The organism is Hydrogenophaga crocea, assembly GCF_011388215.1.
GTDB lineage: Bacteria > Pseudomonadota > Gammaproteobacteria > Burkholderiales > Burkholderiaceae_C > Hydrogenophaga > Hydrogenophaga crocea.
This window is the reverse complement of the sequence record NZ_CP049989.1, coordinates 4500591-4512564: the sequence shown is the minus strand read 5'-3', so window position 1 is coordinate 4512564 and position 11974 is coordinate 4500591. Positions and strand designations below refer to the sequence as shown.

The 11974-nt window shown below is 69.1% G+C and carries 8 protein-coding genes; 4 read left to right on the top strand and 4 right to left on the bottom strand.

Going from position 1 to position 11974, the window contains the following annotated elements; all coding sequences use genetic code 11:
- Positions 1 to 6: 6 nt before the first annotated feature.
- Together G9Q37_RS21510 and G9Q37_RS21505 are read right to left on the bottom strand one after the other, a co-directional pair.
- Positions 7 to 2967, bottom strand: a complete 2961-nt coding sequence (locus G9Q37_RS21510; protein WP_166230660.1) for a formate dehydrogenase subunit alpha — start codon at positions 2965 to 2967, stop codon at positions 7 to 9.
- Positions 2968 to 2992: 25 nt separating this feature from the next.
- Entirely contained in the window at positions 2993 to 3220 is a 228-nt protein-coding gene (locus tag G9Q37_RS21505) for a formate dehydrogenase (protein WP_166230658.1), read from the bottom strand.
- Between the two features lie 420 nt (positions 3221 to 3640).
- Here G9Q37_RS21505 and G9Q37_RS21500 point away from each other — a divergent pair, with 420 nt between their 5' ends.
- The 4 genes from G9Q37_RS21500 to G9Q37_RS21485 all read left to right on the top strand — a co-directional run bounded on the left by G9Q37_RS21500 (position 3641) and on the right by G9Q37_RS21485 (position 10991).
- On the top strand, positions 3641 to 5029 hold the full coding sequence (locus tag G9Q37_RS21500; protein ID WP_166230656.1) for a sigma-54-dependent transcriptional regulator: 1389 nt from the start codon (positions 3641 to 3643) through the stop codon (positions 5027 to 5029).
- Positions 5026 to 7116, top strand: a complete 2091-nt coding sequence (locus tag G9Q37_RS21495; RefSeq protein WP_338074440.1) for a sensor histidine kinase — start codon at positions 5026 to 5028, stop codon at positions 7114 to 7116. Before G9Q37_RS21500 ends, G9Q37_RS21495 begins: the two co-directional genes overlap by 4 nt.
- Before the next feature lie 145 nt (positions 7117 to 7261).
- On the top strand, positions 7262 to 9112 hold the full coding sequence (locus G9Q37_RS21490) for an integrin (RefSeq protein ID WP_166230654.1): 1851 nt from the start codon (positions 7262 to 7264) through the stop codon (positions 9110 to 9112).
- Between the two features lie 43 nt (positions 9113 to 9155).
- The gene (locus G9Q37_RS21485; protein ID WP_166230652.1) at positions 9156 to 10991 is read left to right on the top strand and encodes an FG-GAP repeat protein; all 1836 of its coding nucleotides are present in this window, start codon (positions 9156 to 9158) and stop codon (positions 10989 to 10991) included.
- Positions 10992 to 11030: 39 nt separating this feature from the next.
- Here the strand turns inward: G9Q37_RS21485 and G9Q37_RS21480 are convergent, their stop codons facing one another.
- Together G9Q37_RS21480 and G9Q37_RS21475 are read right to left on the bottom strand one after the other, a co-directional pair.
- The gene (locus tag G9Q37_RS21480) at positions 11031 to 11333 is read right to left on the bottom strand and encodes a DUF1330 domain-containing protein (RefSeq protein WP_166230650.1); all 303 of its coding nucleotides are present in this window, start codon (positions 11331 to 11333) and stop codon (positions 11031 to 11033) included.
- 16 nt (positions 11334 to 11349) lie between these two features.
- Positions 11350 to 11967, bottom strand: a complete 618-nt coding sequence (locus G9Q37_RS21475) for a TorD/DmsD family molecular chaperone (protein WP_166230648.1) — start codon at positions 11965 to 11967, stop codon at positions 11350 to 11352.
- Positions 11968 to 11974 lie beyond the last annotated feature (7 nt).

Genomic DNA, 11974 nt, shown 5'->3' with positions numbered 1-11974 from the left:
CCTGCCTTATGCCTTCTCGACGTTGCAGATCGTGGTCTTGGTTTCCTGCATCATCGTCACGATGTCGTAGCCGTAGGTCGTGGCCGTGTTCACGGCTTCACCGCGCACCACCGGGTACGCGCCGTCGGGGTAGTAGGGCTTCATGTCGGCGCCCTGCCAGTGGCCCGAGAAGTGGAACGGCAGCCACACGGTGTCGGGACCCACGCGCTCGGTCACCAGCGCCATCACCTTGATGCGCGCGCCGGTCGGCGTGGTCACCCACACCTGCTCGCCCTGGCGCACGCCGCGCTCGGTGGCGGTCTTGGGGTTGATCTCGACGAACATGTTCTGCTGCAGCTCGGCCAGCCAGGGGTTCGAGCGCGTTTCCTCGCCACCGCCCTCGTACTCGACCAGGCGGCCCGAGGTCATGATGAGCGGGTACTTCTCGTGCATCTTCTCCTCCACGTTCTTCGCCTGCAGCGACTTGTAGAGGATGGGCAGACGCCAGCGGTTCTTCTGGTCGTCGTGGCTCGGGTACTTGGCGATGAGGTCGGGGCGCGTGCCGTAGACCGGCTCGCGGTGCTGCGGGATCGCGTCGGGGAAGTTCCACACCACGGCGCGCGCCTTGGCGTTGCCGAAGGGGTGGCAGCCGTGCTTCATGGCCACGCGGATGATCGCGCCCGTGGGGTCGGTCTTCCAGTTCTTGCCTTCGGCGGCCTTCTGCTCGGCCTCGCTCAGGTCGCCCCACCAGCCGAGCTTCTTGAGCAGCACGTGGTCGAACTCGGGGTAGCCGGTGGTGATCTCGGCGCCCAGCGAGTGCGAGCCGTCTTCGGCCAGCAGGCTCACGCCCTCGCGCTCGACGCCGAAGTTCGCGCGGAAGTTGCCGCCGCCGTCCATGACGTGCTTGGAGGTGTCGTACAGGTTGGGCGAACCCGGGTGCTTGATCTCGGGCGTGCCGTAGCAGGGCCAGGGCAGACCGAAGTAGTCACCGCTCATGTCGTAGCCGGTTTCCTTGTCGACCACCTTGCCCTTGGCCTTGAGCGTCTTGACGTCGAAGGCGCCCATGTTGCGCATGTGGGCCTTGAGGCGCTCGGGGCTCTGGCCGGTGTAGCCGATGGTCCAGACCGACTTGTTGATCTCGCGCAGGATGTCCTCGGGCACGGGCTCGTCGCGGCCCTTGACCTTCTGCATCTTGTAGTTCTTGACGAGCTGTTCCGCGAAGCCGAGCTTCTGCGCGAACTCGTACATGATCATGTGGTCGCTGCGGCTGTCCCACAGCGGATCGATCACCTTCTCGCGCCACTGGAGCGAGCGGTTGGACGCGGTGCACGAGCCGCTGGTCTCGAACTGCGTGGCCGCGGGCAGCAGGTAGACCTCGCGGTTGGGGTTGACACTGTCGCTGGGCATGGCCGCCATCGAGGCGGTGGCCGAGGGATAGGGATCGATCACGACCAGCAGGTCGAGCGCGTCCATGGCCTTCTTCATTTCCAGGCCGCGCGTCTGCGAGTTCGGCGCATGGCCCCAGAAGAACACGCCGCGGATGTTCGGGCCCTGGTCGATCAGCTCGTTCTTCTCGAGCACGCCGTCGATCCAGCGCGACACGGTGATGCCCGATTTCTCCATCTGGCCTTCGGCGTACTGCGACTTGATCCAGTCGTAGTCCACGCCCCAGACGTTGGCGAAGTGCTTCCACGAACCGGCCGCAATGCCGTAGTAGCCGGGCAGCGAGTCGGGGTTGGGGCCGACGTCGGTCGCGCCCTGCACGTTGTCGTGGCCGCGGAAGATGTTGGTGCCGCCGCCGCTCTTGCCCACGTTGCCGAGCGCGAGCTGCAGGATGCACGAGGCGCGCACCATGGCGTTGCCGATGGTGTGCTGCGTCTGGCCCATGCACCACACGATGGTGCCGGGGCTGTTCTCGTGCAGCATCTTCGCGACCTTGAAGACCTGCGCCTCTTTCACGCCGCAGGCCTCTTCAACCTTCTCGGGCGTCCACTTGGCCATCACGTCGGCCTTCACGGCCTCCATGCCGTACACGCGGTCGGCGATGTACTTCTTGTCTTCCCAGCCGTTCTTGAAGATGTGGTACAGCACGCCGAACAGGAACGGGATGTCCGAGCCCGAGCGGATGCGCACGTATTCGTCGGCCTTGGCCGCGGTGCGCGTGAAGCGCGGGTCGACCACGATCATCTTGCAGCCGGTTTCCTTGGCGTGCAGCATGTGCAGCATGGACACCGGGTGCGCTTCGGCCGCGTTCGAGCCGATGTACAGAGCGACCTTGCTGTTCTGCATGTCGTTGTACGAGTTGGTCATCGCACCGTAGCCCCAGGTGTTCGCCACGCCGGCCACCGTGGTGGAGTGGCAGATGCGCGCCTGGTGGTCGCAGTTGTTGGTGCCCCAGAAGCTCACGAACTTGCGCAGCAGGTAGGCCTGTTCGTTGTTGTGCTTGGACGAGCCCACGAAGTAGACCGAGTCCGGGCCGCTGGCTTCGCGCAGGGCCTTCATCTTCTTCACGATGGCGTCGTAGGCCTCGTCCCAGCTGATGCGCTGGTACTTGCCGTTCACGAGCTTCATCGGGTAGCGCAGGCGGTACTCGCCGTGGCCGTGCTCGCGCAGGGCCGCGCCCTTGGCGCAGTGCGCGCCCAGGTTGATCGGCGAGTCGAACACCGGCTCCTGGCGCACCCACACACCGTTCTCGACGATGGCGTCGGACGCGCAGCCCACCGAGCAGTGGGTGCACACCGTGCGCTTGACTTCGATCTTGCCGGTGCCGTCGATGGAGCCACCGGTGGCGGCCCTGGCCTTCTTCACCAGCGTGAGCTGGGTGGCGGCCAGGCCCACGCCCAGGCCCAGGCCCGAGCGGCGCAGGAAGGCGCGCCGGTCCATGGTGGGCAGCGCGGCGGCCAGGCCGCGCTGCAGGTTGTGCACGAAGGTGGAGTGCGCGCGCGAAACGGCACCACCGGCGGTCGGGGTCTTTTTGGTCAGCAGCATGGGGAGCTCCGCGGTCGTGGCGCGATCAGAGACGGGCGGTCTGGTAGTAATGCTTGATGTGGTCGCTCAGCGCGTAACCACCGCCACGCTCGGGCGCGGGCTTGGGCTCGGCGGCGGCGGTGGCTTCGGGCGCGGCACCGCGGGGCAGCACCGTGGCTGCAGCGGCCAGCGCACCCACCGTGGTGGCGCCGGCGAACACGGTTCGGCGGCTCAGACGGCTCTGGGGCTGAGCGTCGCGGGGGGTGTTTTTCATGCATGTCTCCGGAAAACGCGCAGGCCCGCACACCACGTGTGGGCGCTTTGCATACCCGGAATCTACTGCGCGCCCCCGGGTGGTGCAACCGTTTGTCACCACCGCGCGCCTTCGTTGCAGAGCAGCATGGCGTCGCTTGACAAAAGCCTCCCGCACGCCGCACCGCTGCTCTGCATTTCATAGCCAGAAGCGTGCCAGCCGCGTGCTTGAGAACCGCTCTCAGGCAAGGGCCGAATCGGGCCGCGGGCCCGGGCTTACCCGCAAAACTTTGGACTTCGATACGGGGCCGGTGGGTCAGTCTGTCGCACCGCCTTGCGACAACTTGTCGCACCGCGCGACACGGTGCGCGGCGCGCGCGGCCCACCGGGGCCGTCGGGTTTGCGCCAATGCCTGAGTGATTCGCTCGGCCTCGTTCCTAGAATGCCGCCGGTGGACACGACAACAACAACCCCTGCCGCCCCCGAACGACAGCTCGAAGGCTGGCCCGACTGGTCCATCCTGGTGGTGGACGACGAGCAGGGCATGCTCAATTTCCTGGTCAAGACGCTGGCCCCGCGCTGCCACTTCGTGATGAGCGCGACCAGCGCCGAAGAAGGCGCCGAGTGGCTGCGCGGCCACCGCGTCGACCTGGTGGTGCTCGACATCTCGCTGCCCGGCAAGAGCGGCGTGGAATGGCTCAAGGAGCTGCGCGAGCAGGGCTTCACGGGCGAGGTCATCCTCATCACCGCCTTCGCCGACCTGGACACCGCGATCGAGGCGCTGCGCGCGGGCGCGTCGGACTTCATCCTCAAGCCGTTTCGCGTGCCGCAGATCCTCAACGCCATCAAGCAGTGCCACGAGCGCGCCCTGCTGCGGCGCGAGAACTTCGTGCTGCGCCGCGCCATCGCGGGCGCGCCCATCCACCGCGCCGCGCTGGTGGGCGAGTCGCCCGCGATCCGCGCGCTGCGCGCTTCGCTCGAGCGCGTGGCCGCGGTGGACAGCACGGTGCTGCTGCAGGGCGAATCGGGCACCGGCAAGGAACTGGTGGCGCGCGAGCTGCATGCGCGCAGCGCGCGCGCCAGCGGCCCCTTCGTGCCGGTGAACTGCGCGGCCGTGTCGCCCGAGCTGATCGAGAGCGAGCTGTTCGGCCACGCGCGCGGTGCGTTCACGGGCGCCACCCGCGCGCGCGACGGCCTGTTCCACTACGCGCGCGGCGGCACGCTCTTTCTCGACGAAATCGCCGAGCTGCCCCTGCCGATCCAGGCCACGCTGCTGCGCGCGATCGAAGACCTGAAGATCCGCCCCGTGGGCAGCGAGCAATTGGTGCCGGTGAACCTGCGCATCGTCGCGGCCACGCACCGCTCGCTCAGCGCCGAGGTGGCCGCGGGCCGTTTCCGCAAAGACCTCTACTTCCGCCTGCAGGTGGTCGAGCTCACGCTGCCGCCGCTGCGCGAACACAAGCAGGACATCCCCGCGCTGGTCGCGCACTTCATGGCGCAGCTCGCGCCCGCGCTGGGCGCCGAACCGCTGCGCATCAGCGACCAGGAAATGGACTTCCTCGCGCAGTACGACTGGCCCGGCAACGTACGCGAGTTGCGCAACCTCATCGAACGCTCGCTGATCCTGGGCAACCTCAACGTGTCGGCGCTCTACCCGGGCACGCCCGCCGCGCTGCCCGAAGGCCGGCCGATCGACCTGCACTCGCTCGAGAAGATGCACATCCTCTCGGTGCTCGAATCGGTGCACGGCGACAAGACCCGCGCCGCGCAACTGCTCGGCGTGTCGCGCCGCACGCTCGAGCGCCGCGTGGCCGAGTGGGGCCAGGCTTGAGGCTGCTGCGCACGCCCCGGTGGCTCGCCACCTCGGTGCGCAACAAGCTGCTGGCCATGGCCTTGCTGCCGCTGCTGGTGGCGTTCCCCTTGCTCGTGGCCGCGCTCGCCATCTGGAGCAACCAGGCCTACGACCGCCTGCTCATCACCAAGGTGCGCAGCGACCTCGCGGTGGCCCAGGGCTATTTCGACCAGGTGCTGATCGAGGTGGGATCGGGCACGCTGGGCGTGGCCGACTCGCGCGCGCTCGCCGACGCGCTGCGCGACCAGGGCAGCGGCGCGGCGGCCCTGCTCGATGCGCATCTGCGCGCCGAGCGCGAGCGGCTCAACCTCGACTTCCTGGTGCTCTACGACCGCGAAGGCCGCGTGATCGCGCGCGGCGCCCAGCCCCAGGCGCCCGGCGCCGCGACCGCGGCCGGCACGCCCTTGCTCGGTCGCCTCGCGGGCGAGCGCGCCGCGCCGCGCGATCGCGCCAAGGCCGCGCTGCGCGTGCTCTCCAACACCGAGCTGCGCAGCCTCGCGCCGCACCTGGCGCAGCGCCTGGACATTCCGCTCGTGGCCACGCGCAACGCCGCGCCCAGCGAGCGCCGCACCGAAGACCGCGCCATGGTGGCGCTGGCCACGCAGCCCGTGCTCGACGGCCAGGGCCGCACGCTGGGCGTGCTCAGCGGCGGCCTGCTGCTCAACCAGAACCTCGACTTCATCGACCACATCAACCGCATCGTCTACCCCGCAGGCTCGCTGCCCTTCGACAGCCAGGGCACGGCCACGCTGTTCCTCGACGACGTGCGCATCACCACCAACGTGCGCCTGTTCCAGGACCGGCGCGCGATCGGCACGCGCGTGTCGCAGGCGGTGCGCGAGACCGTGCTCGGCGAAGGCCGCACCTGGCTCGACCTGGCCTTCGTGGTCAACGACTGGTACGTCTCGGCCTACCAGCCGCTGCTGGACGCGGGCGGCGAGCGCATCGGCATGCTCTACGTGGGCTTCACGGAGGCGCCCTTTCGCTTCATGCGCTACGCCATGCTCGCGCTCATCGGCCTGATCTTCGGTGCGGTGATGGCGGCCTCGGCCTGGTTCTCGCTGCGCTGGGCGCGCAGCATCTTCGAGCCGGTGCAGCAGATGAACCTCACCATGCAGCGCGTGGAGCTCGGCGATGGGCAGGCGCGCGTGGGCGCGCTGCGCGCGCGCGACGAACTCGGCGCGCTCGCGGGCCACCTCGATCAGCTGCTCGACGCCATCGACGACAAGACCGCCGCGCTGCAGCGCTGGGCCAACGAGCTCGACCACAAGGTGGCCGAGCGCACGCAGGAGCTGCAGGCCAGCAACGCCTCGCTGCGCCAGGCGCAGCAGCAGCTGGTCAAGAGCGAAAAGCTCGCCGCCATCGGCCAGCTCACGGCCAGCATCGCGCACGAGATCAACAACCCGATCGCGGTGATGCAGGGCAACCTCGATCTGATGCGCGACATGCTGGGCCCGCAGAGCGAGGCCGTGCGTGGCGAACTCGCGCTGATCGACCAGCAGATCGAGCGCATGCGCATCATCGTCACGCAGCTGCTGCAGTACGCGCGGCCCACCGAGTACGCGGGCTACGTGGACACGCTCGACCTCAACCGCACGGTGGACGATTGCCTGGTGCTGGTGGGCCACCTGCTCGCCAAGACCCGCATCGCCATCGAACGCGATGCGCAGGCCACGCAGCGCGTGGGCATCAACCGGCAGGAGCTGCAGCAGGTCATCATCAACCTGCTGATCAACGCCATCCAGGCCATGCCCGAGGGCGGCGTGTTGCGCCTGCGCACACGCGACACCGGCAACGGCGCCGAGTTGCAGGTGATCGACAGCGGCAGCGGCCTGACGCCGGTCACGCTCGAACGTCTGTTCAGGCCCTTCTTCACCACGAAGAACGACGGCAACGGTCTCGGCCTCTGGATCAGCCAGGGCCTGGTCGAGCGCTACGGCGGCCACATCGCCGCGGCCAACCGCAGCGACGGCGCGCAGGGCGCGGTCTTCACCGTGACCCTGTTCACGGAACCGCAGGCGCCGGCCGCACCATCGACCCACGACGGCCGACCCGGCGCGCGCTGAACGAACGAACGGCCAGGGGCCACGGCCTACGCCGGTGTTAGGCCCCGGCCGCCCGATGCATGCCAGGGCTTAAGGCATGAGGCGAATGGTGGATGGCGGTGGCTTGTTCTTGAATGAATCACCCGAATTCTTCAAGGACCCCACCATGAAATTCCTGCGTTCGATCTGCAGTGGCGCGCTTGCGTTCCTTGTGGCCGCCGCCCTCACGGCGTGCGGCGGCACGGGCGGTGCAGGCGGCCCGGGGGCGGGCAACGTTGGCGGCGGCACGACCGTCGACCCGCCAGCAGCGCTGATGCTGGCGGCGGGCGCCTACAGCATCAAAAGCCTGCACTTCAGCTGGGCGCCTGTGGACAGCCTCGTCACCTACAAGCTGCTCGAATCGATCAAGGGCGACGGCAACTACACCGTGGTGGCCGACAACCTGCCCGCCAACAGCACCGAGTACACGTTCCAGGCCTTCCTGCCCCCGCGCGTGAACGCGCGCTACATCCTGCAGGCCTGCAACAGCGGGGGTTGCACCGATTCGCAGCCGGTGGCGCTCCTGCTGCCGCTCAACGGCGCCATCGGTTACGTGAAGGCCTCGAACACGCGCACCAACGACGAGTTCGGCACCTCGGTGGCGCTGTCGGCCGACGGCAACACGCTGGCGGTGGGCACGCCGCTCGAGGACGACAGCGCCTCGGGCATCAACCAGGCCAACAACGACAGCGCCGCCCCCAGCAGCGGCGCGGTGTACGTGTACGCGCGTGACGGCCTTTCGTGGGTGCAGCAGGCCTACGTGAAGGCCGGCAAGTCCGAGGCCGGCGATCAGTTCGGCAACAGCGTGGCCCTCTCGGCGGATGGCCATGTGCTGGTGGTGGGGGCGCCGGGCGAATCCAGTTCGCGCCCGGGCATCAACCAACCCGATACCGAGGCCGGCCAACCCAACAGCGGCGCGGTGTACGTGTTCGCCCGCAGCAGCGGCAGCTGGACGCAGCAAGCCTTCATCAAGGCATTCAACGGCGACGCCAACCACTTCTTCGGCAGCAGCGTCGCGGTCTCGGCCGATGGCAGCACGGTGGCCACCGGCGCACCGGGTGAAAGCAGCAACTTCACGGGCGTGTTCACCATCAGCGTCGCGCCCGCCGGCAACGTCGGCGCGCCATCGAGCGGCGCGGTCTACACCTACCGTTCCATCGATGCCGTCTGGTCCACAGGCCTATACATCAAGGCCTCCAACACCGGCGCCAACGACCGCTTCGGTACCCACCTCGCCCTGAGCGGCGACGGCCAGACCCTGGCGGTCGGTGCCCCGGGCGAGGCCAGCAGCGCGCAAGGCCTCAACGGCGCGCAGGGCGACAACGCGGCGCCGAACAGCGGTGCGGCCTATGTCTTCACGCACGTCGATGCCGTGTCGCCCGTCACCCCGGACATGCAGCAGACGGCCTACGTGAAGGCGTCCGCCACCACCGCGGGCGACGCCTTCGGCACGGTGGTCGCGCTCTCGCACGATGGCGCGACACTGGCCGTCAGCGCCCCGCAGGAAGACGCCGGCGGCGACGCGAGCGGCGCGGCCTATGTCTTCGCGCGCGGCGCAGGCAACAGCTGGAGCCAGGGCGCCTACCTCAAGGCGTTCAACCCCGGCCCGCAGGACCTGTTCGGCATCAGCCTCGCGCTCTCGCCCGACGGCAACACGCTGGCCGTGGGCGCGCTGCTGGAAGACGGCGATGCGATCGGTCTCACGGACCCGCCCGTGGACAACGACAACGCCTCCGGATCGGGTGCCGCCTATGTCTTCGCCCGCGGGAACACGGGTTGGGCCCAGCAGGCCTACGTGAAGGCTTCCAACGCCAGCGCCGGCAGCCGGTTCGGCCGCAGCCTGGCGCTGGCGCAGAACAGCGACGGCATGCCCACCCTGGCCGTGGGCGCCACCGGTGACAGCAGCGGTGCGACGGGCGTGGGCGGGGACCAAAGCCGAACCGACGCCCTCACGAGCGGCGCGGTCTACCTGTACTGAAGGCATCGCGGCCAGCGCACCGGCCCGAATCGAGGAACTTGTCATGAACCTGTCCGGGATGTTCTGGTGCGCGGCGCTCACAACCGCCGTTGCCGTCGGCCTCAGCGCTTGCGGAGGCGGTGGCGGCGGCGGGTTCGAGGGCCCCGACCTCGGTCCCCCGCCGGGCAAGCCGGTGCTCGCGCTCGGCTTGCAAGGCATCAAGGGCCTGCACTTCAGCTGGACCGCGGTGAGCGGCGAGCCCCGCTACACCCTGCTCGAGTCGCCCCGGGGCGACGGCCAGTACACCGCGCTGGCGAGCAACCTGGCCACGGACACCACGCAGCACGACCGGCTGGTGTTCCTGCCCACCCACATCAACGCGCGCTACATCCTCAGGGCCTGCAACCGCGGCGGCTGTACCGATTCGGTCCCGGTGGCGGCCTCGGATTCGCTCAACACCGCCATCGGGTACGTGAAGGCGTCGAACACGGCCGCGAACCAGGTGTTCGGCTTCAGCGTGGCCTTGTCGGCCGATGGCGGCACCCTGGCCGTGGGCGCACCCTACGAAAGCGACAGCGGCTCGGGCATCAACCAGCCGAACCACGACAGCAACGCCCCGTTCAGCGGCGCCGTCTATGTGTACGTGCGCGATGGCACGGCCTGGACGCAACAGGCCTATGTGAAGGCCGCGGTCACGGAGGCCTTCGACCTCTTCGGCACCAGCGTGGCGCTCTCGGGCGATGGCAGCCGGCTCGCGGTGGGATCGGTTGGCGAGTCCAGTTCGCGCCTGGGCATCAACCAGACCGACACCGAGTCCGGCACGCGCAACAGCGGCGCGGTGTACGTGTTCTCGCGCAGCGCCGGCGCCTGGACGCAGGACGCCTTCATCAAGACCTACAACAACGAAACCGGCAACGCCTTCGGCAGCAGCGTGGCGCTCTCGGCCGACGGCAACACCCTGGCCGCGGGCGCCCCGGGCGAAAGCAGCAACCACGCCGGCATCTTCGACGCGCACCTGGGCCCCGACCCGAACCTCGGCGCGCCTCAGAGTGGCGCGGTCTACACCTTCGCGTACCTGGACAGTCACTGGGACCCGGCTCTCTACATCAAGGCCTCGAACACGGGCGCCAACGACCGCTTCGGCACCAGCGTGGCCTTGAGCGCCGATGGCCTGGGCCTGGCCGTCGGCGCACCGGGCGAAGACAGCGGCGCGAGCGGCATCAACGGCACGCAAGCCGATGAATCGGCGCTGGACAGCGGCGCCGTCTACCTCTTTGGCGACGGCGGCACCAACCCATCGGGCTCCCCCCTGGGCACGGTGCAGACCGCCTACATCAAGGCGTCCAATGCCCACACCGCCAACACCTTCGGCACCAGCGTGTCGCTCTCGCTCGATGGCACCGCGCTGGCCGTGGGTGCGCCGGGTGAATCCAGCAACGTGCCGAACAGCGGCGCCGCCTATGTCTTCGTGCGCGCCGCCAACGCGTGGAGCCAGGTGGCGCTCGTGAAGGCGTCCAACGCCGGTGACTCGGACTTCTTCGGCGTCGCCGTGGCGCTGTCGGCCGACGGCCGCACGCTGGCGGTGGGCGCGCGCGGTGAAGACAGCGATGCGCTGGGCCTGGCGGATCCGGCGGTCGACAACGACAACGCCCCCGGCACGGGCGCGGTCTACGTCTTCGAGCGCGACGGAGTGGCCTGGCGCGAGCGGGCGCAGGTGAAACCGAGCAACGCCATCGAAAACGGCGGCCGTTTCGGCAACAGCCTGGCGCTGGCGCAGAACAGCGAGGGCCTGCTCACCCTGGCCGTCGGCGCGATCGGGGACAGCAGCAGCGCCACCGGCGTGGGCGGCGACCAGAGCCTGAGCGACGCCCCCAACAGCGGCGCGGTCTACCTGTACTGAAGTCCGCAAGGGCCGCACTGGCGGCCCCGGGCGCTCCGATCAGGGCTGCGGGCCGTCGTAGCCTTCGACGATCACCAGGTCGATCACCGACACCGGCGCGCGCAGCGCCACCGCGGCCTGGTAGCCGGGCGATTCGTAGCAGGCCTTGGCCTGTTCGAACGAGGGAAACTCGATCACCACGTTGCGGCTGCGGCTGCTGCCTTCGGGGCACTCGAAGCGGCCGCCGCGCACGAGAAACTTCGCCCCGTAGGCATGGAGCGGCTCGGCGTTGGCCGCGATGTAGGCCTTGTAGCGTTCGACGTCGTCCACGTCCACGCGCGCCACCCAGTAAGCCTTGGGCATGTCGTTCCTCCCGGGATCAGACCAGCATGTCGAAGCCCTGGGCCTCGACGCCGATGAATGCGTTGGTGAAGCCCGCGAGCGCCGCATAGAAGCGCGCCTTCGGGTGGGCGGCCAGCGCGTCGCACAGCTGCGGCACCCAGGTCTGCACGTGGGCCGCGAAGAAGGCGCGCTGGCGCGTGAGGTTGGCCACGGCCACGTCGTCGCCCGCGATCAGGTAGCGCATGACCTCGCACACGTAGGCCACGTGGTCCTCGGTCTCGGGCATGGACTCGTCGCGCGCCAGGCCGAGTTCGGCGAGGTCGCTGCGCAGTTGCGCCAGCGGTTTCTCGTTGAGGAAGCCGCTCAGGTAGTGCGAGCCGAACAGCATCACCTCGGGCTTGCCCACGCCGCCGAAGAGCTCGTCGAACTCGCTGACCACCTGCGCGTCGGTGAGCTCGCGCGCCGCGGCCACCACGCCGCGCCACGATTCTTCAAGGAAGGCGCCGGCCGCGGGCGCTTCGGTGACGGCCACGCGCAGCTGCGACATCAGCTCGGCCGAGGGCGGCGCGTAATACAGCGCGGCCAGCAGGCCATAGACCTCGGCCCGCGCGGTCTCTTCGTCGAGCGTGGAGGAAACGGGGATGCGCTCCATCATGGCGGGG